This is a genomic window from Conexibacter sp. SYSU D00693 (assembly GCF_017084525.1).
Classification (GTDB): domain Bacteria; phylum Actinomycetota; class Thermoleophilia; order Solirubrobacterales; family Solirubrobacteraceae; genus Baekduia.
In genome coordinates, this window is the sequence record NZ_CP070950.1 from 2,528,696 (window position 1) to 2,549,770 (window position 21,075).

General features: G+C 75.6%; 25 protein-coding genes. 10 read left to right on the forward strand and 15 right to left on the reverse strand.

What is annotated here, in order from left to right:
- Window positions 1-20 precede the first annotated feature (20 nt).
- The 4 genes from JUB12_RS12520 to JUB12_RS12535 all read right to left on the reverse strand — a co-directional run bounded on the left by JUB12_RS12520 (window position 21) and on the right by JUB12_RS12535 (window position 3,236).
- Window positions 21-1,625 carry a cation acetate symporter gene (locus tag JUB12_RS12520; RefSeq protein ID WP_205695757.1) on the reverse strand — a complete coding sequence of 535 codons (1,605 nt, stop codon included), beginning with the start codon at window positions 1,623-1,625 and terminating at the stop codon, window positions 21-23.
- On the reverse strand, window positions 1,622-2,020 hold the full coding sequence (locus tag JUB12_RS12525) for a DUF485 domain-containing protein (protein WP_205695758.1): 399 nt from the start codon (window positions 2,018-2,020) through the stop codon (window positions 1,622-1,624). The genes JUB12_RS12520 and JUB12_RS12525 overlap by 4 nt, the downstream gene beginning before the upstream one ends.
- Window positions 2,021-2,082: 62 nt before the next feature.
- Window positions 2,083-3,015, reverse strand: a complete 933-nt coding sequence (locus JUB12_RS12530; RefSeq protein WP_205695759.1) for a hypothetical protein — start codon at window positions 3,013-3,015, stop codon at window positions 2,083-2,085.
- The gene (locus JUB12_RS12535; protein WP_205695760.1) at window positions 3,012-3,236 is read right to left on the reverse strand and encodes a hypothetical protein; all 225 of its coding nucleotides are present in this window, start codon (window positions 3,234-3,236) and stop codon (window positions 3,012-3,014) included. Before JUB12_RS12535 ends, JUB12_RS12530 begins: the two co-directional genes overlap by 4 nt.
- Window positions 3,237-3,292: 56 nt before the next feature.
- Between JUB12_RS12535 and JUB12_RS12540 the strand changes: the two genes are divergently transcribed.
- Complete coding sequence (locus tag JUB12_RS12540) at window positions 3,293-4,240, forward strand: class I SAM-dependent methyltransferase (RefSeq protein ID WP_205695761.1); 948 nt, start codon at window positions 3,293-3,295, stop codon at window positions 4,238-4,240.
- On the opposite strand, the gene JUB12_RS12545 is transcribed toward JUB12_RS12540, so the two are convergent.
- Window positions 4,237-5,190, reverse strand: coding sequence for an SDR family oxidoreductase (locus JUB12_RS12545; RefSeq protein WP_205695762.1), 954 nt, complete (start codon window positions 5,188-5,190; stop codon window positions 4,237-4,239). The genes JUB12_RS12540 and JUB12_RS12545 overlap by 4 nt on opposite strands.
- 61 nt (window positions 5,191-5,251) lie before the next feature.
- Here JUB12_RS12545 and JUB12_RS12550 point away from each other — a divergent pair, with 61 nt between their 5' ends.
- A complete protein-coding gene (locus JUB12_RS12550) occupies window positions 5,252-5,518 on the forward strand; it encodes a hypothetical protein (RefSeq protein WP_205695763.1) in 267 nt (88 codons plus the stop codon).
- Window positions 5,519-5,525: 7 nt separating this feature from the next.
- Here JUB12_RS12550 and JUB12_RS12555 read toward each other — a convergent pair whose 3' ends face one another.
- From JUB12_RS12555 to JUB12_RS12565, 3 genes are read right to left on the reverse strand one after another with little or no spacing between them, the layout of a single operon-like run.
- Window positions 5,526-6,530 (reverse strand): lysylphosphatidylglycerol synthase transmembrane domain-containing protein, encoded by a 1,005-nt coding sequence (locus JUB12_RS12555; protein WP_205695764.1) that lies wholly within the window; start codon window positions 6,528-6,530, stop codon window positions 5,526-5,528.
- The gene (locus tag JUB12_RS12560; RefSeq protein ID WP_205695765.1) at window positions 6,527-7,171 is read right to left on the reverse strand and encodes an HAD family phosphatase; all 645 of its coding nucleotides are present in this window, start codon (window positions 7,169-7,171) and stop codon (window positions 6,527-6,529) included. Before JUB12_RS12560 ends, JUB12_RS12555 begins: the two co-directional genes overlap by 4 nt.
- Before the next feature lie 10 nt (window positions 7,172-7,181).
- Window positions 7,182-8,264 (reverse strand): methyltransferase, encoded by a 1,083-nt coding sequence (locus JUB12_RS12565; RefSeq protein ID WP_205695766.1) that lies wholly within the window; start codon window positions 8,262-8,264, stop codon window positions 7,182-7,184.
- Between the two features lie 55 nt (window positions 8,265-8,319).
- Between JUB12_RS12565 and JUB12_RS12570 the strand changes: the two genes are divergently transcribed.
- A complete protein-coding gene (locus JUB12_RS12570; RefSeq protein ID WP_205695767.1) occupies window positions 8,320-9,615 on the forward strand; it encodes a PP2C family protein-serine/threonine phosphatase in 1,296 nt (431 codons plus the stop codon).
- 9 nt (window positions 9,616-9,624) lie between these two features.
- Here the strand turns inward: JUB12_RS12570 and JUB12_RS12575 are convergent, their stop codons facing one another.
- Together JUB12_RS12575 and JUB12_RS12580 are read right to left on the reverse strand one after the other, a co-directional pair.
- Window positions 9,625-10,029, reverse strand: a complete 405-nt coding sequence (locus JUB12_RS12575) for a DUF3618 domain-containing protein (RefSeq protein WP_205695768.1) — start codon at window positions 10,027-10,029, stop codon at window positions 9,625-9,627.
- Entirely contained in the window at window positions 10,026-10,463 is a 438-nt protein-coding gene (locus tag JUB12_RS12580; protein WP_205695769.1) for a phage holin family protein, read from the reverse strand. Before JUB12_RS12580 ends, JUB12_RS12575 begins: the two co-directional genes overlap by 4 nt.
- A gap of 73 nt (window positions 10,464-10,536) precedes the next feature.
- On the opposite strand from JUB12_RS12580, the gene JUB12_RS12585 reads away from it, so the two are divergent.
- The 3 genes from JUB12_RS12585 to JUB12_RS12595 are packed head-to-tail and all read left to right on the forward strand — an operon-like array spanning window position 10,537 to window position 13,084.
- The gene (locus tag JUB12_RS12585; protein WP_205695770.1) at window positions 10,537-11,814 is read left to right on the forward strand and encodes a S1C family serine protease; all 1,278 of its coding nucleotides are present in this window, start codon (window positions 10,537-10,539) and stop codon (window positions 11,812-11,814) included.
- The gene (locus JUB12_RS12590) at window positions 11,811-12,809 is read left to right on the forward strand and encodes a VWA domain-containing protein (protein WP_205695771.1); all 999 of its coding nucleotides are present in this window, start codon (window positions 11,811-11,813) and stop codon (window positions 12,807-12,809) included. The genes JUB12_RS12585 and JUB12_RS12590 overlap by 4 nt, the downstream gene beginning before the upstream one ends.
- Window positions 12,810-12,868: 59 nt before the next feature.
- Window positions 12,869-13,084, forward strand: coding sequence for a hypothetical protein (locus JUB12_RS12595; protein ID WP_205695772.1), 216 nt, complete (start codon window positions 12,869-12,871; stop codon window positions 13,082-13,084).
- On the opposite strand, the gene JUB12_RS12600 is transcribed toward JUB12_RS12595, so the two are convergent.
- Complete coding sequence (locus tag JUB12_RS12600) at window positions 13,081-14,151, reverse strand: HAMP domain-containing sensor histidine kinase (RefSeq protein WP_205695773.1); 1,071 nt, start codon at window positions 14,149-14,151, stop codon at window positions 13,081-13,083. The genes JUB12_RS12595 and JUB12_RS12600 overlap by 4 nt on opposite strands.
- Window positions 14,148-14,801, reverse strand: a complete 654-nt coding sequence (locus tag JUB12_RS12605; protein WP_205695774.1) for a response regulator transcription factor — start codon at window positions 14,799-14,801, stop codon at window positions 14,148-14,150. The genes JUB12_RS12600 and JUB12_RS12605 overlap by 4 nt, the downstream gene beginning before the upstream one ends.
- Before the next feature lie 88 nt (window positions 14,802-14,889).
- Here JUB12_RS12605 and JUB12_RS12610 point away from each other — a divergent pair, with 88 nt between their 5' ends.
- The 3 genes from JUB12_RS12610 to JUB12_RS12620 are packed head-to-tail and all read left to right on the forward strand — an operon-like array spanning window position 14,890 to window position 17,848.
- Window positions 14,890-15,912, forward strand: a complete 1,023-nt coding sequence (locus JUB12_RS12610) for a MoxR family ATPase (protein ID WP_241004251.1) — start codon at window positions 14,890-14,892, stop codon at window positions 15,910-15,912.
- Window positions 15,912-16,880, forward strand: coding sequence for a DUF58 domain-containing protein (locus JUB12_RS12615; protein WP_205695776.1), 969 nt, complete (start codon window positions 15,912-15,914; stop codon window positions 16,878-16,880). Before JUB12_RS12610 ends, JUB12_RS12615 begins: the two co-directional genes overlap by 1 nt.
- Window positions 16,877-17,848, forward strand: coding sequence for a VWA domain-containing protein (locus tag JUB12_RS12620; protein ID WP_205695777.1), 972 nt, complete (start codon window positions 16,877-16,879; stop codon window positions 17,846-17,848). The genes JUB12_RS12615 and JUB12_RS12620 overlap by 4 nt, the downstream gene beginning before the upstream one ends.
- A gap of 8 nt (window positions 17,849-17,856) precedes the next feature.
- Here JUB12_RS12620 and JUB12_RS12625 read toward each other — a convergent pair whose 3' ends face one another.
- On the reverse strand, window positions 17,857-18,309 hold the full coding sequence (locus JUB12_RS12625; RefSeq protein ID WP_205695778.1) for a tautomerase family protein: 453 nt from the start codon (window positions 18,307-18,309) through the stop codon (window positions 17,857-17,859).
- A 71-nt stretch (window positions 18,310-18,380) separates the two neighbouring features.
- Here JUB12_RS12625 and JUB12_RS12630 point away from each other — a divergent pair, with 71 nt between their 5' ends.
- Window positions 18,381-18,950: a TetR/AcrR family transcriptional regulator gene (locus JUB12_RS12630; RefSeq protein WP_205695779.1), complete on the forward strand. Its 570-nt coding sequence runs from the start codon at window positions 18,381-18,383 to the stop codon at window positions 18,948-18,950.
- Between the two features lie 7 nt (window positions 18,951-18,957).
- Here the strand turns inward: JUB12_RS12630 and JUB12_RS12635 are convergent, their stop codons facing one another.
- Both JUB12_RS12635 and JUB12_RS12640 read right to left on the reverse strand, forming a co-directional pair.
- A complete protein-coding gene (locus JUB12_RS12635) occupies window positions 18,958-19,443 on the reverse strand; it encodes a hypothetical protein (RefSeq protein ID WP_205695780.1) in 486 nt (161 codons plus the stop codon).
- Entirely contained in the window at window positions 19,443-21,032 is a 1,590-nt protein-coding gene (locus JUB12_RS12640) for a right-handed parallel beta-helix repeat-containing protein (protein ID WP_205695781.1), read from the reverse strand. The genes JUB12_RS12635 and JUB12_RS12640 overlap by 1 nt, the downstream gene beginning before the upstream one ends.
- Between the last annotated feature and the right edge of the window lie 43 nt (window positions 21,033-21,075).

Here is a 21,075-nt window from a genome sequence, read left to right on the forward strand (position 1 = left end):
CATGGTCGCTCCCCGCTCGATCAGTGACCCGCGATCGCGCGCTCGGCGCCGAGCCCGGTCTCGGCCCGCACGTTGAGCTCGTGGAACGTGCGCTCGTTGCCGCGCTCGCTGCTCAGCACCGTGCCCAGCCAGCAGGCGAGGAAGCCGAGCGGGATCGAGACGATGCCCGGGTTCTTGAGCTCCCAGCCGACCGGGGAGCCCTCGCTGTCAGGCCCCGGCCAGACGCCGGGCGAGACGATGATCAGGCCGATCGACGAGACGACGCCCACCACGACACCGCACACGGCGCCCGTCGTGTTGAACCGCCGCCACGTGAGCGCCAGCAGCAGCGCCGGGAAGTTCGCGCTCGCCGCCACCGCGAAGGCGAGGCCGACCATGAACGAGACGTTCAGGCCCGAGCCGCCGATCAGCGCGATGGCGATCGCGATGATCCCGATGCCGACGGCCGCGATCCGGGCGACCCAGACCTCCTCGCGCTCGGCCTCGGGCGAGTGCGCGTCCTCGCCGGTGCGCTTGCGGATGATGTTCGACCAGACGTCGTGGGCCACCGCGCCCGAGGCACTGATGACGAGCCCCGCGACGACCGCGAGGATCGTCGCGAAGGCGACCGCGGCGATGATCGCCAGGAAGAGGTCGCCGCCGACGGTGCCCGCACCGCCGCCGAGGTCCTCCGCCAGCAGCGGGGCCGCGAGGTTGCCGCCCGTGCCGGCCGCCGCGACGCCGTCCTCGCCGAGGATCGCGCGCGCGCCGAAGCCCAGCGCCGTCGTCATCAGGTAGAAGGCGCCGATCAGGAAGACCGCCCACACGACGCTCGAGCGCGCGGCCTTGGCGTCGGGCACCGTGAAGAACCGCATGAGGATGTGCGGCAGACCCGCGGTGCCGAGCACGAGGCCCAGCCCGAGCGAGACCGTGTCGATCGGGTTCGTGTACTGCAGGCCCGGCGCGAGGTACGCGGCGCCCTCCGGCGAGGCGTCGCGCGCCTCGTTGAACAGGTCGATCGGCCCGCCGACCTCGACGAGCACCATGATCGCCAGCACCGTCGTCGCGGTGAGCAGCAGGCCGGCCTTGACGATCTGCACCCACGTCGTGGCGAGCATGCCGCCGAAGACGACGTAGCAGAGCATGAAGACCCCGGTGATGATCACCGAGACCTCGAAGCCCAGCCCGGTCAGCGGCTGCAGCAGCACGCCGGCGCCGACCATCTGCGCGATGAGGTAGAAGGCGACGACGCTCAGCGTCCCGAGCGCGGCCGCCGCACGGGCCGGGCGCTCGTTGAGGCGGAAGGCCAGGACGTCGGCGATCGTGAACTTGCCGCCGTTGCGCATCCGCTCGGCGAGCAGGAACAGCACGGTCAGGAACGCGACGAGGAACCCGACGGAGTACAGGAAGCCGTCGAAGCCGAAGAGGAAGATCAGGCCCGCGATGCCGAGGAACGACGCGGCGCTCATGTAGTCGCCGGCGATCGCGAAGCCGTTCTGCACACCGGTGATCGACCGGCCCGCGGCCCAGAACTCCGTGGCGGTGCTCGTGCGCTTGGACGCCCAGTAGGTGATGACGAGCGTGATGGCGACGACGACCGCGAAGATGCTCAGCGCGGTCTCGTTGAGGTCGGCGGCGAGGATCACGGCGTGACCTCGCGGTGCTCGTCGGCGACGCGCACGGTGCCCCGCTCGAAGCGCTCACCGGGCGTCTGCGCGGCCGACGGGTCGGCGCCCGCCTCGCGCAGCGCCCGCTCGCGCAGGGGGTCGAGCGTCGTGCGGGCGTAGCGCAGGTAGGCGACGCCGAGCACGGCGACCATCAGGAACTGCGTGAGCGCCCAGACGTAGCCGACGGTCAGGCCCTCGTGCACCGACTCGCCGAAGAAGTCCTCGGCGTAGCCCGCGAGCACGATGAACCCGAGGTACCACGTCAGGAAGAACGCGGTGGCGGGGACGACGAAGCGCCGGCGCTTGGCCTGCAGCTCCTGGAACGCCGGGGACGCCTCGATGCGCTCCCAGTCCACGGCAGGGGTGCTCTCCATTCGACCTCTCCTCGTGACGGACGACACAAGGAGGGGTTGCCGCGTCGCGGCGCGGCGAAACGTCAGCCGCGCCGCTTGCGCTTCTTCTTGGAGGTCGCCGGTGACGGCGCCTCGGTGCGCGGCTCGCTCCGCGCGGGCTGGCCCCCACCACCCCCGCCCGAGGCCGCCTCGCGCTCGCGGGCCTCGCGCATCTCGAGCTGCGAGGGCCAGGGCTCGGCCTTGCCCGTCTCCCACGCCGGCGGCCGGCCGCCGGGCAGCACGCCGAGGATGAGCAGGCCCGCCGACACGAGCCAGAAGGTCTGCACGATCGGCAGCGGGAGGCCGAACGGGAAGACGAGCAGCGCCCCGACGATGATCCCGAGGATCCCCATGAAGCGGGTCAGGAGCCCGGCGCGCATCGCGTTGAGCGCGATGAAGACGAAGGCCAGCGCGAGGAACAGCGTCGCCATCAGGCCGATGATCTGGCCGCCGGCCGCGAAGGGGTTGGTGAAGACGTCGCGCGCCGCCTCGGCGCTGCGGTCGTCGCCGTCCACGTAGGACGAGGCGGCCGCGCCGACCGCGGCGTAGTAGACGAGGCCCGACAGCGCCGAGCCCACCGTGCCGGCGACCACGAGGCCGCTGGTCCAGCGCGGGGTCTCCGCGCGCCGCCCGCGCGCCGCGCGGAAGAGGTAGAGCAGGCCGATGGCGACGCCCGCCCAGCCGATCGCGGTCAGCAGCGCCGAGCCGACGTAGGAGAGCGCCTCGTCGTCGAAGTAGCGGGCGCGGGCGTCCAGCAGCGACGGGCGGCCGATGTCCTGGCCGTTGACGTCGCGCAGCGCCTCGACGACGAAGACGTCGGGGCGGTCGGTGCTGAGCACCATGTTGAGGATCGCCCCGCCGATGACGAGCAGGCCGCCGATGAGCGCGCCGAGGCCGGCGCGCAGCCGCCCGTCGGCCTCGCGGGCGAGGTTCTCCGCCGGGGCCGGCGTGTCGGGCACGACGGGCGTGGCGCTCACGAGCCGGCGCCCTCGGCGCGGTGGCCGGCCTCGACCGTGCGCTGCACCTCCGCGCTGCGCACGCGCGTGGGCAGCGGCCCGCCGTCGAGCCCGTCGCGGTCGACGGTCCGGGAGAGGCGGTCGCCGGCGGCGAGCACGAGGTCCAGGGCCGGGGCGGCGAGCCGCAGGCCCGCCTCGATCCGCCGGCGCCAGGCGAGCTGTGAGGGCGTCAGCTGGGCCACGGCGGCGATCGTACCTGCCGCTCGTCGCGGTCAGCCGCGCCGTAGAGTGCGGCGCGATGCCGGAGGACCAGCGCGGCTGTCCCGCCTGCGGCGGGCCGCTCGTGCCCTGGCGCACGGTGCCCTCGAGCGACCCGTCGGCCCCGGGCCCCGTCGCGCTGCAGCGCTGCGGCACGTGCGGGACGGCCGTCACGACGACGCCGCTGCCCGAGCAGGACCTCCACGAGACGGGCGCCTACTCCGAGGACGCGCCGCGCGGCAGCCGCCTCGCCGCGCCGCTGCTGGCGCGCTTCGACCGCGAGCGCCTGGGCCTCCTGGCCCGGGCGGTGCCGCCGCCCGCGCGCCTGGTCGACGCGGGCGCGGGCCGGGGGCGCTTCGCCGCCGCCGCCCGCGCCGCGGGCTACGACGCGCACGGCATCGAGCCCTCGCGGCGAGGCGTCGACGCGGCGCTGACGCACTACGGCGTCCTGCTCGAGCGCGCGGGCGTCGAGGAGGCGACGGTCGCGCCGGGGTCGGCCGACGCCGTCTCGCTCTGGCACGTCCTCGAGCACGTCGACGACCCGCGCGCCGCGCTGCGGGCGATCCGCGGCTGGCTGCGGCCCGGCGGCGTCCTGCTCGTCGGCGTCCCGGACCTCGCGTCGGTGCAGGCCCGGATCGGCGGCGCGCGCTGGTACCACCTCGACGTCCCGCGCCACCGCACGCACTTCACGACCACCGGCCTGCGCATGCTCCTGCGCGCCGAGGGCTTCGCGGTCGAGGCCGAGGCGCACTGGATGCTCGAGCACGGCCCCTTCGGCCTCTGGCAGTCGGCGGTCAACCGGCTGACGTCGACGCCGAGCTACCTCTACAACCTGCTCAAGCGCAACGCCCCGTTCCGGGTCTGGGACGTCGCGGTGACCCTCGCCGCGCTGCCCCTCGTGCCGGTCGCGCTGGTCGCCGAGTGGCTCGCGGGGCGCAGCGGGCGCGGCGGGACGGTGGCGATGCTGGCGCGGCGCGCCGGCGACTAGCGCGGGCGCAGCCGCCCCATCGCCAGCCGCACCGGCGTCCACAGCGACGGCCGGCCGTGCAGGAACCCGAAGGGCGGCGCCATCTCCGGTGTGCCCCGCACGTCGCCGGTGCCCGACGCCTCCCACAGCCCGCCCGGGCCGTCCGCCGGGATGCGGCCCGACGCGTAGAGGCGGTGGGCGATGCCCAGGACGCGCTCGGCGACCGGCCGCGACGTCGCGTAGAGCAGCTCGAGCGCGCGCGCCTCGCCGCCGACCGTGAGCTCGTCGCGCGGGTGCTTGGCGCAGTCGACGACCGCGCGGGCCAGCACGTCGGGGTCGTAGGAGTCCGGCGGGCGATGCGGGCGCTTGCCCGTGGCCGTCGTCGTCGAGTCCCACAGCGGCGTGTCGACCGACCCGGGGTTCACCAGCGAGATGCGCACCGGGTCGCCCGCGGCGTGCAGCTCGATGCGCAGGGAGCTGAGGAAGCCGCGCAGCGCGTGCTTGGCCGCCGCGTAGGAGGAGAAGGTCGGCAGCGGGATCTTCGTCATGATCGAGCCGACCGCGACGATGGCCCCGTGGCGCGCGGCGAGCGCCGGCAGGCATGCGCGGATGACGTTGACCGCGCCGCCGAAGGTGATCTCCATCGTGCGGTCGAACGCCTCGGGCGAGACGTGCTCGAAGCGCCCGAAGACCACCGCGGCGGCGTTGGACACCAGGAGGTCCAGGCCGCCGAGCTCCTCCTCCACGCGGGCCACCGCCCCGGCGATGCCGTCGCGGTCGGTGACGTCGCAGGGCAGGACGAGCGCCCGCCGCCCCTCGCGGCGCACGCGCTCGGCGACGACCTCAAGCCCCGGCCGCCCGCGGGCCAGCAGCGCGACGTCGCAGCCCTCCCGGGCCAGGCGGTGGGCCGTGGCGGCACCGATGCCCGAGCTCGCGCCGGTGACGAGGGCGACCTTGCCTTCCAGCTCCATGGCGTCCCACGTGCCCGGCGGCCCCCGGCGGATGCCGAACCGGGCGCGCTACCCTCGCTCCATGGCGGACTTCGGCGGCCTCTTCGGCGACCCAGACGAGCTCCAGCGCCGCATGGCGGAGTTCGCGGAGCAGATGCAGGGCCAGCAGCGGCTGGCGTGGGCCGACAACGCGATCAAGCTCGCGGTCGAGATGACGGTCGCGGCGGTCAACCGCGTCAACGTCCAGGGCACCACCGAGCAGCAGGCCGAGCAGATCCGCCAGGTGATGGCGATCGTCTTCCCCGAGGCCGTCACGCTCGTGCGCGAGGCCCGGCAGGGCCTGCAGTAGCCGCGCGCTACACCGCCGGCGCGCCCTTCTCCTGCTCGCGCGCCTCCCGCCCGGCCTGGATGACCTCCCTGAAGGACCGGAAGCGGAAGATGAACACGAGCGCGGCGAAGCCGACGGCCAGCGAGGTGACGGCGATCGTGATCTGCTGGCCCACGGAGTAGGCGGCGACCGTCGCGCCGGACGCCGTCCCGGCGAAGACCTTCACGAGGAACGCCTGCTGGACGCCCGCGCCGCCCGGCGTGAACGGCACCGCGGCGGCGACCGCGTTGACGCCGAGCACGAGCAGCACGTTCTTCACCGAGCCGCCGACGTGGAAGGCCTCGAGCAGGCACCAGAACGCGGCGAAGCGGAACCCCCAGCCCGCGAGCTGCACGAGCCACACCTCGCGGAAGTAGCGTCGCCGGTCGAAGGCGATCGTCAGGCCCTGGCGCACCCGCGCCCAGAACGCCTTGACCCGCGCGCTGAGCAGCGCGAAGCCGACGACCGTCGCGATCCCCAGCACCGTCAGCAGGAAGAGCGTGAACTGCGGATGCGACGCGAAGAGGCTCAGGTCGAACGCGTTGAGCTTCGCGAAGTCCGGCGGCTTGGGGAAGACGCCCTGGGTGAAGGCGAAGATGAGGATCAGGCCGCCGACGCTGACGTCGAACCCGGCCTCCACGAAGAACGCGGCGCCGACGGCGGGGTACGTCGAGCCCGGCACCGACGAGCGGGTGAGGAAGAGCTTGATGACGTCGCCGCCACGCGCGGGGACGACGTTGTTGAACCCGTAGGCGGCGAGGTACGCGCCCCAGATGCGGCGGAACTCGATGCGCTCGTCCGGGTAGGCGGCGCGCAGCACGTGGAAGAACGCCCGCGCGCGGATGCTCAGGTAGGTGACGAAGAGCACCATCCCGAGCAGCAGCGGGACGAGCTCGATCGACGCGAGCTGGTCGAAGAACGAGCCGGCGGCGTCGAAGAAGTTGCCGACGTCGTCGGTGATGGCGGCGGGCGGCGGCGCGAGCGACGCGCTCACAGCCCGCAGGCGGCGTGCACCGCCGGGTCGGCCAGCGACCGCGCCACGACGTCGGCGTCCAGCACGAGGTCCTCGAGGTAGGGCACGCCGACGACGGTGAGCCCCGCTGCGCGCGCGGCGGCGATGCCGGTCGGCGAGTCCTCGAGGCCGATGGCCTGCGCGGGGTCGACGCCGAGGCGCTCGCAGGCGGCGAGGTAGATGTCGGGCGCCGGCTTGGGGTTGGCGACCTCGTCGCCGGCGACGACGTGCTCGAAGCGGTCGCGCATGCCGGCGCTGATGAGGACGCGCTCGACGAACGCCCGCGGCGAGTTCGAGGCCAGGGCGATCGGCCGGCCGGCGGCGAGCAGCGCGTCGACGAGCTCGACCGCCCCGGGGCGCGGCGCGAGGGCGCCCAGCGCCTCCTCCATGACCAGCTCGTGGAGCTCGGCCATGAGCGCGCGGCCCTCGCCCGGCTGCTCGAGCATGACCTCGAGCTTGCCGGCGGCGATGAGGTGCGACGAGCCGATGAGGTCGCGCTTGTGCTCCATCGTGAAGACGCTGCCGTGGCGCTCGAAGAGCGTCGTCTCCGCGCGGGTCCAGGCGTCCTCGGTGTCGAGCAGCAGGCCGTCGTTGTCGAACACGCAGGCGGCGGGGCTCGGCACCGATCGCAGGCTACCGGCGCACCCCCTCCACCAGGGTCGCGGCGGCGGTCGGCGCGGTCCGCCCGGGCTCGAGGCCCGCGCCGCGCAGCAGCTCGTGCAGCTCGGCCAGCGAGCGCTGGCGCCCGCCGTCGCAGACGGCGAGCATGTGGACGTCGACCCACGAGACGACCGGCTCGGGCACGTGGGGCTCCTGGAGCTGCTCGACGAGGACCAGCGAGGCGCCCCGGGGCATCGCCGCCGCGACGACGTCGAGGATCCGTGCGCAGCGGGCGTCGTCCCAGTCGTGCAGGACGTCCTTGAGCAGGTAGACGTCGGCCCGGGCGTCGATCCCGTCGAAGATCGAGCCCTCGCGCAGCTCGACGCGCTCGGCGACGCCCGCCGCCTCGAGGTGCCGCCGCGCCTCGGGCAGGACGCCGGGCGCCTCGACGAGGACGCCCCGCGCGTCGGGCCGCGCGCGCAGGACCCCGGCCAGCACCGTGCCGGTCCCGCCCGCCACGTCGCAGACCGTGCCGCGCCCGGGCCAGTCCCACGCCCTCACGATCCCCGGCAGGTCGAGGTGCGTGAGCGCGCGCATCGTGCGGGCGAAGAGCTGCTCCTCCTGGGGGTGCCGGGCGAAGTGGTCCCAGGTCGAGCGCCCGTGGACCAGCGGGAAGGCCGGCTCGCCCGACCGGACCGCCTCGGGCATCGCCGCCCAGGCACGCCGCGTGGACTCGAGCGCCAGGTAGCGCACCCAGCCGTCCATCTCGCCCGTGCGCAGCGCCCGGCCCTTGCGGGTGAGCGAGAAGCGCCCGCGGCGGTCCAGGCGCACCCAGCCCTCGGTCGCCAGCGCGCGCAGGATCCGGTGCAGGTGGCCCGCGTCGAGGTCGAGCTCCACCGCCAGCTCGGCCGCCGTCGCCCGTCGCCGGCCGCCCAGCGCGTCGGCGACGCCGAGCTCGCAGATCGTCGCCAGCGCGTGCAGGCGCATGAACCCGAGCGTCGAGGCCCAGACCGCCGCGTGAGCGGGCAGCGGGGCGTCGAGGGCCCGCACCAGCGCCTGGCGCAGCCGCAGCGCCGCACGGGCCGGTCCGGGCGGCGGCGGGGGCAGCTCGACCATGCGCGGACCCTAGTCGCGTGCGATGCACCGATCGGCGTAGCATCGCCCGCAGGGCATGAGGGGCATCTCGGAGCGGCAGCGCGTGCTCGCGCTCATCTGGCTGGTGGGCTCCGTGCTGACGTGGCTCACGCTCGTGCTGCCCTACGACAGCGCGGACATCCCCTTCGGGTCCCGCGCCACGGTCGCCACCGTGGCGCTCGTGTGCGCCGCGGGGCTGTGGTGGGGACCGCCGCTGCCCGCCCGCGCCATCCACCTGCTGCTCGTGGCGGGCGCGGGCGTCGTCGCGTTCTGCACGAGCCTGGGCATCCCGGCCGTCGAGGCGCCCATGGTGCTCCTGCTCGTGGTCTACGCGTTCGCGACGTTCTCCCCGCGCGCCGCCGTGGGGCACCTGGTGCTGAACATCGCGCTGCTGGCCGTGGTCCTGGCGACGGCGCCGGCCGACCGCGACGTCGCGCCGTGGATCTCCTTCGTGATCGTCTCCGGCGTCGCGGTGACGCTGAGCATCGCCCTGGCCCGGATCGTCACCGCCCGCGAGCGCGAGCGGGTGGACGCCGAGCGCGACCGCCGCATCGCGGGCGAGCTCCAGCGCACGCTGCTGCCGATCGCCCTGCCCGAGGTGCCGGGCGCGGCCCTCGCCGCGCGCTACCTCCCGGCCGCGGGCGACGAGGCCGACGTCGGCGGCGACGTCTACGACGCCTTCGAGCTGCCCGACGGCCGGCTCTGCCTGGCGGTGGCCGACGTGGCGGGCAAGGGCCTGCGGGCCGCACAGGCGGTCGGCGGCCTGCGCAGCGCGCTGCGCGCCTACGCGCTCGAGGACGCCGACCCGTCGCTCGTCCTGCGCCGGATGGACGCGCTGGTCCAGCACGGCGGCGTCAGCACCGAGATGGCGACGCTGCTCGTCGTCGTGGTCGACGCGCAGCGCCGGACGATCGACTGGGCCTCGGCCGGGCACCCGCCGCCGCTGCGCCTCAGCACCGCCGGCCCGGTCTTCCTGCCGGGTGCCCCGGGGGCGCCGCTGGGCTGCGAGGACGTCCACCCCGCGCCCCGCCACACCGAGGCGCTGGCCGACGGCGACGCGCTGCTGCTGTTCAGCGACGGGCTCGTCGAGCGCCGCGGCGAGACGCTCGACGCGGGCTTCCTGCGGCTGGCGACGGCGGCGGCGCGGGCCGGGCACGTCGCGCTGCCGATCCTGCTCGACGCCGTCCTGCCGGTGGCCGCGCGGCCCTTGCAGGACGACGTCACCGCGCTGGTGATCCGCTTCGAGGGCGGCGCGCCGTCGCCCGAGGCGGCAGCCGGCGACGTCGCCGCGCAGCCGCCGGTGGCGAGCGCGCCCCTCGGCGCGCCCGCCTAGGACCGCCGGCTAGCGGCGCCGGCCGACGAGGTAGCCGACCAGGAGCCCGGCCACCAGCGCGCCAATGGCGGCCGCCGGAAGCGGGTTCTCCTTCGCGGCCTGCTGGGCCTGCGTGGCGGCGTGCTGGGCGGCCTGCGCCGCCTGCTGGGCGCCCTGCTGCGCGCCGTCGGGCGCGCGGTCCTGGGCGGCGCCCTTCGCGGCGCCGAGCTTCTCCTGCGCCGTGCTCTTGAGCTCCTCGGCCTTGCCGCGCAGCTCGGCCTTCTTCTCCTCGACGGCGTCGTGCGCGCGGGCCTTGACGTCGGCCTTGTGCGCGAGCGCGGCGGCGGTCTCGCCGAGCTGCTCGCGCGTCTCCTCGATCTCGGCCTGGATCTCGGCCCGCTCGTCGGTGGTCGTGGTCTGGGTGTCGTCGCTCATCGACGGGCCTCCTGGACGCGCTGCTTGGTGAAGCGGACGTCCTCCTGGACGTCGGCGATGGTCTGCTCCGGCGCGGGCGGCAGGGCGCTCGTCGCGCGGTTCTTGCCCAGCAGCGCGAGCACGCCGGCCGTGGCCAGGAGCACCGCGCCGACGATCACGGCGGCCAGCCAGGTGTCGACGGCGGTGGCGAGGCCGGCGATGGCCGCGGCGACCAGGGCGCCGGCGCCGAAGAGCGCGAGGAGGCCGCCGGCGCCGAGCATGCCGGCGCCGATGCCGGCCTGCTTGCCCTTCGCCGTCAGCTCGAGCTTCGCGAGCTCCAGCTCCTTGCGCACGAGCGTCGAGAGCTGGGTCGAGAGGTCCTTGACGAGGTCGGCCGTGGGCCGGTCCGCCGCGGAGCCGTTCGACCGCTCGGGGGTGCGAGTCGTGTCGGTCATGGCCCTCTAGGCGCTACCCGGCGGCAGGCGTCTTAGGCACCCTTGACGGTGGCGTTGGCACCCTGGGACGTGCATGCGTGACGGCTTCCCCCTCTGGGCGTCCGACGAGGATCCAGCGAACCGCCCGGATCCTCCGGCCGCCGCGCCGGGGAGCAGCGCCGGTGGTCCGGAGGCTCCCGGGGACGAGCAGCCCGCCGGGCGCAGCTCGTGGCAGGAGCGCCAGCGCGCCGCGTCCCCCCCGCGGGGTGCCGCGGCCACCGCGGAGCTCGCCCCGCCGCCGCCCCCGCGCTCGCGCCGGGTCGCCGCCATCGCCGCCACCGCCGCGGGCGGCGCCGCCGTGGCCGTCGGGTCGCTCTTCGCCGCCGGCGCGCTCGACGGCGAGACCGAGGTCGCCCAGCCCAAGGAGATCCAGGCCACGCCGGGCCGGATCCCGCCGAGCCGCACGGGCGCGATCTACGCCGGCGCCGGCAAGTCGGTCCTGCAGGTCCGCCGCAACGGCGGCAGCGGCACGGGCTGGCTCATCGACGGCGACGGGACCGTGGTCACCAACGCCCACGTGGTCGGCGCCTCCGAGCGCGTCTCGCTCGTCCTCGACGACGGCAAGCCGCCGGTCCGCGCCCGCGTGATGGGCACCGACCCGTCGACCGACCTGGCCGTGCTGCGCGTCTCGCGCCGGGCCGTGAGCGGCGTCAAGCCGCTGCCGCTGGCCGACTCCGACGACGTCGAGACCGGCCAGCTCGCGGTCGCGATCGGCTACCCGCTGGGGCTCCAGCGGACGGTCACCCAGGGCATCGTCTCGGGCGTCGGTCGCTCCATCGAGGCGCCCAACGGCTTCTCCATCGACGAGGTCATCCAGACCGACGCGCCGATCAACCCCGGCAACTCCGGCGGCCCGCTGCTCGACGAGCGCGGCCGCGTCATCGGCGTCAACTCCCAGATCGCCACCGCGGGGGGCGGCGGCGGCAACGTCGGCATCGGCTTCGCCGTCCCGTCCAACACCGTCCGCGAGGTCGTCCCGACGCTCAAGAACGGGGGGCACGTCGTGCGGCCGTACCTCGGCGTGGCGACGGGCGCGGCGCCCAGCGGCGCCACGGGCGCCGTCGTGCGCGAGGTGCGCCCGGACAGCCCGGCGTCGCGCGCCGGCCTGCGCGCCGCGCGGACGCTGCAGGGCCGCGACGGCGACACGATCGTCAGCGTCGACGGCACGCCCGTGCGCGCACCCGAGGACGTGTCGCGCGCGATCAACGACCGCGAGCCGGGCGACCGCATCCCGATCACCGTGCTGCGCAACGGCGACCGGATGACGGTCGAGGTCGAGCTCGCCGACCGGCCCTCGACCGCCGGCCCGTGAGCGCCGCCGCCGTGGCGGCGCCGGTCGCCCTCTCCTTCGCCGAGCCGTGGCTCCTGCTCGGGCTGCTGCTCGTCCCGCTGGCGCTCTGGTGGTACCTCATCGACCAGGGGCGCCGGCGCGCGCAGGTCTCGGCCTTCGCCGCGCCGGCCGTCGCCGCGTCGGCGATCCGCGACCGGCCCGGGTGGCGCCGGCACGCCCCGATCGCCTGCTACGCCCTGGCCCTCGCGCTGCTCGGCGTCGCCTTGGCCAAGCCGGAGCGGACTGTCGCCGTCCCGTCCGAGCAGGCGACCGTCGTCCTGGTCACCGACCGCTCGGGCTCCATGGAGGCGCGCGACGTCGCGCCCAACCGCCTGGACGCCGCGCGCCAGGCCGTCAGCCGCTTCCTGGACCGCCTCCCGCGCCAGGTCCGCGCCGCGGCCGTCGCGTTCAACCAGCGCGCCGAGGTCATCGCGACCCCGACGGTCGACCGCCAGGAGCTGCGCGACGCCTTCGCGACGCTCACCCCGGCCGGCGGCACCGCGACGGGCGACGCGCTCGCCGCGGCGCTGCGCCTCGTGCGCCCCCGCGGCACCGAGTCGGGCCCCGAGGCACCGCCGGCCGCGGTCGTCCTGCTCACCGACGGCGCCAGCGTGCGCGGGCGCGACCCGGTCGACGTCGCCCGCGAGGCGCGCCGCCAGCGCGTGCCGGTCTACACCGTCGCGCTCGGCACCCAGCAGGGGACGATCCGCGTGCGCCGCCCCGGCGGCCAGGGCACCGAGGTGCGCCGCGTGCCGCCGGACCCCGCGTCGCTGCGGCGGATCGCCGCCGTGGCGCGCGGCGAGGCGTTCACCGCGGCGGACGCCCCGCGCCTCGACCGCGTGTACGAGGAGCTCGGCTCGCGGGTGGGGCGCCAGGACGAGCGGCGGGAGATGACGGCCGGCGTGGCCGGGGCCGCGCTGCTGTTCGTGCTCGCCGGCGGGGCGCTCTCGCTCGCGTTCTTCGGGCGCCTGCCCTAGTGCGTCTCGTGACGCACGCCGTTTAGACGGGCTTCAGGCCGTGCAGCTTGGATGAGGCCATGCGCCCTGCCCTGCGCCGCCTGCCCGTGACCGCGATCGCCGTGGCCGGCCTCGGGCTGCTCGGCTCCTCCGTGCAGGGCGTCGCCGCCGTGGACACGGACCTCGCCGCGGCCACCAAGCAGCACCGCCACGCCGCGCCCCAGCACCGCGACGGGCGCGACTGCCCGAAGCCCCACCGCAAGCAGCAGTCGGTGGCGCCGGACTTCCGCAGCTAGCCGCCGGCCGGCAGCCGCACCTCGACCTCGAGCCCGCCGAGCGGCGCGGGCCGCGGCGTGATCGCCAGCCGGCCGCCGTGGGCCTCGACGACCGAGCGCACGATGGAGAGGCCGAGGCCCGAGCCGCCCGCGCCCGCCCGCCGCCCCAGGCGCTCGAAGGGCTCGGTCAGGCGCGTCGCGTCGTCCTGCGAGAGCTCGGGCCCGGTGTTCGTCACGCGCAGCCAGGCCCACGCGCCGTCGCGGCCGGTGACGACGGTGACCCGGCCGCCGGCGCGGTTGTAGCGCACGGCGTTGTCGACGAGGTTGACCGCCAGGCGCTCGACGAGCGCGCGGTCGCCGACGGCGGGCGCGGGCGGCGCGTCGATCGTCACGTCCACCTGGCCGGGCGGCACGGCCGCCACCGCGGCGCGCGCCGCCGCGGCGAGGTCCAGCGGCTCGCGCCCGCCCGACGCGGCGTGGGAGCGAGCCAGGACGAGCAGCGCCTCGAGCAGCTCCTCCGTGCGGTCGGCGGCCTCGACGACGTGGCCGAGCGCCTCGCGCAGCTCCTCAGGCGTGGCGTCGGGGTCGGCGAGGGCGACCTCGGCCTCCGTCCGGATGACGGTGAGCGGGGAGCGCAGCTCGTGGCTGGCGTTGGCGACGAAGCGGCGCTGCGCGCCGAAGGAGCGCTCGAGGCGGTCAAGCATCTCGTCGAGCGTCGCGGCCAGCTCGCGCAGCTCGTCGTCGGGGCCGTCCTCGAGGCCGACGCGCGCGTCGAGGCGCTCGTCGGAGATCCGGCGTGCGGTGGCGGTGATGCGGGCGATGGGTGCGAGCGCGCGGCCGGCGAGCGCCCACCCCAGCGCGACGGCGAGGAGCGTCGCGCCCAGGAGGCCCACGACGTACTGGCCGGCGACGTCGGCCAGCGCGTCGTCGGCCAGCTCGGGCGGCAGCGTGCGGTCCAGCTGCCCGCGCAGCACCACGTAGGAGGCGGCCAGCAGCGCCGCGGTGCTCAGGACGAGCACCCCGGCGTAGAGGGCGGTGAGGCGGACGCGGACCGAGGGCGCCCGCCGCCGGCGGCCGCCCGGCGTCACACGCGGTAGCCGGCGCCGGGGACCGTGTGGATGACGGCCGGGTCGCCGAGCTTGCGCCGCAGCGTCATCACGGTCATGCGGACCGTGTTGGTGAACGGGTCGACGTTCTCGTCCCACACGCGCTCGAGCAGCTGCTCGACGCTGACGATCGCGCCGCCGGCCTCCATCAGCGCCTGCAGGACGCCGAACTCCTTCGGGCTCAGCGAGATCGGGCGGCCGGCGCGCTCGACGGTGCGCCGGGCCGGGTCCAGGACCACGTCGCCGTGCTCGAGCACGGCGGGCAGCGCCTGGCCGGTGCGGCGGGCCAGCGCCCGCAGGCGCGCGACGAGCTCGGCGAAGCGAAACGGCTTGGGGAGGTAGTCGTCGGCGCCCAGGGACAGGCCGGTGACGAGGTCGTCGGTCGTCCGCGCGGCGGTGAGCATGAGGATCTTCGTCTCGGGCTGCTCGCTGTTGAGCGCGCGGCAGACGTCGTCGCCGTGCAGCTCGGGCAGGTCGCGGTCGAGGACGACGACGTCGTAGGGGTGCACCCGGGCCTTGGCGAGGGCGCCGGCCCCGTCGTTGGCGACGTCGACCGCCATGCCCTCACGGCGCAGTCCGCGCGCCACGGCGGCGGCGACCCGGACCTCGTCTTCGGCGATGAGCACGCGCATTGCCCTGTCGACTGTACGCCCGCGTGCTCAAGGCAGCCTGAACGCCGTCTTACGGGTGGCTGACGGCGGAGCTCGTACCGTGCCGGGGGTGACGCTCGAGCCCGTCCCTGACCAGGAGCACCGGCCGTTCGGCGGCGACGACCTGCCCGAGAGCCGTCGCGCGCTCGAGTCGGCGCTGCAGGAGGCCAAGCGCGTCGTCGTCGGTCAGGACGCCCTGCTCGAGCGCCTGCTCCTGGCGGTGCTGGTCGGGGGCCACGTCCTGCTCGAGGGCGTGCCCGGCCTGGCCAAGACGCTGACGGTCAAGACGCTCTCCCAGGTCGTCGGCGGGCGCTTCGGCCGCGTGCAGTTCACGCCGGACCTCGTGCCGGCCGACCTCGTCGGCACGCGCATCTGGCGGCCGGACTCGAGCACCTTCCAGACCGAGCTCGGCCCCGTCTTCGCCAACCTCCTGCTCGCCGACGAGATCAACCGCGCGCCCGCGAAGGTGCAGTCCGCGCTGCTCGAGGTCATGCAGGAGCACCAGGTGACGATCGGCGGCGAGACGCACGTGGTGCCCGAGCCGTTCCTCGTCCTGGCGACGCAGAACCCGATCGAGTCCGAGGGCACCTACCCGCTGCCCGAGGCCCAGCTCGACCGCTTCCTCTTCAAGGTCCTCGTCGACTACCCGAGCCCCGGCGAGGAGGCGGCCGTCGTCGGCCGCGTCGTCAGCGGCCTGCCCGACGCGCGCCAGGTCCTCGAGCTCGAGGACCTCAACCGCTTCGCCGGCGCGGCCCGCGAGGTGCTCGTCGACCGCGAGGTCGTCGGCTACGCCGTCCGGCTGGCCGACGCCACGCGCCGCCCGAGCCGCCACGGGCTCGACGAGCTCGAGCCGCTCATCGCCTTCGGCTCCAGCCCGCGCGGGCCGATCGGCCTCGTCCAGGCCGCCCAGGCGCTGGCGATGCTGCGCGGCCGCGGCCACGTCGTCACCGGCGACGTGCGCGACCTCGCCCACGACGTGCTGCGCCACCGGATCGTCCTCTCCTACGACGCGCTCGCCGACGGCGTCACCACGGACGACATCCTGGACCGCGTGCTGGCCACGGTGCCGGCCCACGGGGCGGCCGCGGCGTAGTGGCGGCTGCGGCCTCCACGGGGGCTGTCGGCCACCGCATCGGCGCCGGGCTGCAGCGCCCGCCCGGGGCTCAGGGCCCGGGGCCGATCCCCAGCGCGCTCGTCCAGGGCCTGGCCCTGCGCCTCGAGCAGCGCGTCGGCGGCCTGCTGCCGGGCGAGCACCGCGCGGCGGGCACCGGCTCCGGCACCGAGCTCGCGCAGATCCGGCCCTACCGGCCGGGCGACGACCCGCGCTCGCTCGACGCGGCGGCCAGCGCGCGCACCGGCGTGCCGCACGTGCGCGAGCACGTCCCCGAGCGGGTCCTGACCTCGTGGATCGTGGTCGACGTCTCGCCGTCGATGGCGTTCGGGACGGCGCTGCGGCTCAAGAGCGACGTCGCGCAGGGCGCGGCGAAGGTCCTCGCGCGGCTGGCCGGTCGCGGCGGCGGGCGCGTGGGCGTCGTGCTCGCGGGCGCGCCGGGGATCCCGCTGTCGCCCCCGCGCGGCGGCCGGCGGGCGGTGCTGGCGGTCGAGGCGGCGCTCGAGGGCGGTGTTGCGCCGGACCCGACGGGCGAGGGCGGCGCCGCCGACGAGCGCTCCGGGCTGGCCGCGGCGCTGGACCGCGTCGGCCGGGTGACCCAGCGCGCCGGGTTCATCGCCGTCGTCAGCGACTTCCGCGAGCAGGACGGCTGGGAGAAGGTCCTGACCGGCCTCGGCCAGCGCCACGCGCTGTGCTGCGTCGAGGTCCACGACCCGCGGGAGGCCGAGCTGCCCGCCGTCGGCCGCGTCCTCATGGCCGACCCGGAGACCGGGCGGCTCGTCGAGGTCGACACGTCCGACGCGGCGCTGCGCCACCGCTACGCGGCGGCCGAGGCGTCCCGGCGGGCCGCGCTCGTGCAGGCCTTCCGCCGCGCGCGGGCGGCGCACGTCGACCTCTCGACGGGTGAGGACTGGCTGCGCGGCCTCGGCCGGGGGCTCGCCCCGCGATGAGCCTCGCCGTGCCGGTCGCGATCAGCTTCGCCAGCCCGCTGGCCTTCCTCGCGCTCCTGCTCGTCCCGGCGATCCTGCTGCTGCGCAGCGCCGCCCAGCGCCGGGCCCGGCGCCATGCGGTCCGCTTCCCGGGCGTCCCCGTGCTCGCGGGCGTCATCGGCCACGAGCCGGCGTGGCGCCGCCACCTGCCGCTGGCGGTCCTGCTCGCGGCGGTCGCCGCCCTGGTGGTCGCGCTCGCGCGACCGGAGCGCACGGTCGCGGTGCCCGACGAGCGGGCGTCGCTCATGCTCGTGCTCGACGCGTCGCGCTCCATGGAGGCCGAGGACGTCGAGCCCAACCGCCTCGAGGCCGCCCGCCGGGCGGCGCTCGCGTTCCTCGACAAGATCCCGGAGCGCGTGCGCGTCGGCGTCGTCGGCTTCTCGGACCGGCCCTACACGGTCGTCCGTCCCTCCCCCGACCGCACGCCGACCGAGGGCACCATCCGCTCGCTCGAGCCCGTCGGCGGGACGGCGACCGGCGACGCCCTGCAGGTCGCGCTCGACGCGCTGCCGCGCCGTCCCGCCGTGGGCTCGCGGCCGCCGACGGCGATCGTCCTGCTCTCCGACGGCCAGGCGACCGACGGCGTCGACCCGCTCGTCGTCGCCCGCCGCGCCGGCGCCGCGCGCATCCCGGTCTTCACGATCGCCCTCGGCACGCCCGACGGCGTCGTGCCGGGCGGGCCGTTCGGCGGCTCGCTGCCGGTGCCGCCCGACCCGGAGACGATGCGCGAGATCGCGGCGATCTCCGGCGCCGAGGCCTACGAGGTCGACGACGCCGAGCGGCTCAAGGAGATCTACGAGCGCCTGGGTGCGCAGCTCTCGACGAAGAGCGAGCAGCGCGAGATCACGGTGATGCCGGCGTTCGCCGGGCTCGTCCTGCTGCTCGGCGCGGCGGCCCTGGGCGTCCGTCGCCAGGGCCGCCTGCCGTAGGCGCCGCGCTACGCGGGCGCCGCCTCCGCTCCGGCCTCGGCGCGCTGCGCCGCGGCCATCTGGCGGATCTGCGCGAACTGGACGACGGTCCCGCCGGCGCCCCAGTTGCCGTCGGGCACCTCGTGCACGAGGACCCAGACGCGCAGGCCGTCGGCCTCGGCGTCCAGGCCGGCGTGCCGGACGACCGCGGCGGTGGCCTCCTGCACGAAGCCCGCCTTGCGCCGCGCGCTCAGCGCCCCCTCGGGCACCGTCGCGTGGACGCGGAAGACGGGCGGCGCCTCGGCGTCCCCGCCGACGACGAAGCGCTGCTCGGAGGCCGAGGCCCACATCAGCGAGCGCATGAACGGCGTGTCGGGCGCGCCCTCCCAGCGCAGGAGCGTGGCGCCGAGCTCGGCGAGCAGCGCGTCGGTGGTCGGCTGGTCGAGGGTCCCGTGGGGCGTGACGACTTCGAGGAGCGGCATGGCGGTGGATCGGCCTCCTGCGGCGGCTTGACGAGAGTATGACGACCGTCATAGTGCCTATGATGGCCGTCATGGTCAAGCGCGCCGACACCCGCGACGTCATGGTCCGCGGCGCCGCCGACCTGCTGCGCCGCCGCGGCTACAGCGGCACCGGCTTCCGCGAGGTCATCGCCTCGACGGGCGCCCCGCGCGGCTCGATCTACCACCACTTCCCGCGCGGCAAGGCGCAGCTCGCCGAGGAGGCCGTGCGCTGGGCCGGCGAGGCCTTCGGCGCCGCCGTCGGCGACGCCGACGACCCGCGCACCGCGCTGCGCACCTTCGGCCGCTTCTTCGCCGCCGAGCTCGAGCGCAAGGACTTCAACGTGGGCTGCCCGGTCGTCGCGGTCGCCGTCGAGGACCACGACGGCGACGACGGCCCGCGCGACGCCGCCGGCGAGGTGTTCGCGACGTGGCAGGGGCGCCTGGCGGCGCTGCTGCAGGACGCGGGTGCCGACGAGGGCCGCGCGCTGCGCGTGGCCGCGCTCAGCGTCGCCGCGATCGAGGGCGCGGTGGTGCTGTGTCGCGCGCAGCGGTCCGTGGCGCCGCTCGAGGCGACGCTGGCGGAGCTGGACGCGGTGGTCGTGGGCGCGACGTCGGGCTGAACCGGCCCTACGAGTCCCCCGCCTGCGCCGGCGGCAGCTCCAGCCGGGCCGGCCCCACGTGCAGCACGGTCGCGTCCCCGCGCCACGCCACGGTCAGCGGCTTGGACTGGCCCGGCTCGATCTCGGCGATCTCGCCCAGGCGGCGCTGGTCGTACTTCGAGGCGCGCAGGGGCGCGGGCGGGCCGCCGGGGCCGTAGAGGCCGTGGCCGAAGGCCTCGGCGAAGCGGCCGTTGGCGGGCTGGCGCCGCCCGTCGGCGCCCTCGGCGAAGAGCTGGTCCACGCGGACGGTGATCGCCTCGTCGCCGTCGTTGAGGACGCGGCCGCTGAGGATGCGCTCCTGCTCGCGGCCCTCGGGCGCGAAGACGACCGGCTGGCTGACCCACTGCAGCTGCGCGCCGGCGGCGGCGTCGCCGTCGTCGCCACAGCCCGCGACGCCGAGGGCGGCGGCCGCGCAGGCCGCCGCCAGGGCGCCGGTGAGCCGGCGGGCGCGCATCAGCGGCGGGTCGGGCGCTTGGGCGTGTCGAACCAGACGCAGCCGACGGGATGCTGGTTCGTGCGCGGGTTCCAGCTGGCGCACGGGATCTCGGCCGCGGCCTTGATCGCGTTCACCGGCCGCTTGAACAGCGAGCCGGGGCAGCCGGACAGGGTCGCCGGGTCCGACGTGATGCCGCCGCCGGGCGCGAGGCCGACGTTGCCGTCCCAGCAGTTGCCCATCCCCTGCTCGTCCCAGAAGACGTCGACGCCGTTGGGGGCCGGCCTGCCGTCGCGGTCCTTGCCGAACGTGTTGGCGATGAACCTGTTGCCGTTGGAGGTGTCGAACTGCGCCTCCGGGCTGGTCTCGCCGCGGATGACGCCGGGCACCCAGAACAGCCGGACGCCCGAGCGCCAGTTGTCCCAGACCCTGTTGCGCCGGATGATGTTGTCGTTGACGCCGTAGAGGATGAACCCGGCGCCGACCGGCACCTGGAACTGCGGGCAGACCTCCTCGCGCTCGAGCTTCTCGAACGGCGTCGCCGCGCAGTGCTGCTGCAGCTCGGTCGTGAAGAAGTTCACGTTGTTGGAGTAGACCTCGTTGTCCTCCCACTTCGAGCAGTCCTGCGGCATCCCCGGGTGGCCGGAGGCGAACGAGTCGTCGGAGATGCCCGCGGAGTTGTGGTGGAACTTCGAGTCGTGCACCCAGGTGCCGTTGCCCGCGGTGCCCGAGTAGCCGAGCACGTTGTCGTGGGAGTCGACGTTGCGGATCTCGATGCCGTAGCTCTGGCAGTGGCGCTCGGGCCCCGAGCCGGGGTAGACGCCGGAGTCGCCGTTGCCGTAGGCCTCGATCGTGTCGTAGAGGCCGTTGTCCGACGTGAAGGTCAGGACGCCGTAGTTCTGGTTGTAGACCGCCTCGAGGTGCTCGAGCCGGAACCCGTTGGTCTCCACGACGTCGACGCCGTTGAACGCGCCCTGCTCGACCGAGACGTTGCGCAGGACGAAGCCGTCGGCGCGGTCGGCGCGGATCACGTCCTCCTTGACGCGGTCGCCGATGATCCGCACGTCGGTCGGCTTCTTGCCCATGCCCTCCATCTGCAGGCGGCACTTGGCGTCGCAGGTGCCGTCGTCGTTGGAGTCGCCGCCGATGAAGATGAGGTTGCGCGACGTCGGGCACTTCAGGTGGAAGGCGTACAGCGCGTAGGCGCCGTGGCCGTCGCCCGGGTCGCGCAGCGCTCCGCACCCTGGGTCGTTGTGGCGGACCTCGCGGCTGGGCTCCTCGCGGTAGGTGCCCGGGAGGATCTGGATCCGGTCGCCGGTCTTCGCCGCGTCCACCGCCGCCTGGATGTGCTTGAACCTGCACTTCTTCAGCAGGGCGAGCCGCTGCCTGCGCAGCTTCGTGGTCTTCCGGCCCTTGCCCTTGAAGACCTTCTTGATCGCCGTCCCCGAGCCGGCGTTGCACACGACCAGGACCGGCCCCGACGTGCGGACCTCGGGCACGGTCGCGCCGTTGGGGTCCGGGAACTTCGTGGGGCGCTCGGGGTGCGCCTGGGCGGTCGCCGTCAGCAGCAGGGCGGCGAGCAGCGCCAGGGCGCAGACGCGGACGTTCATGCGACCAAGAGAAGCAAAAGCTGAACAGGCGTTCAACCTTTGC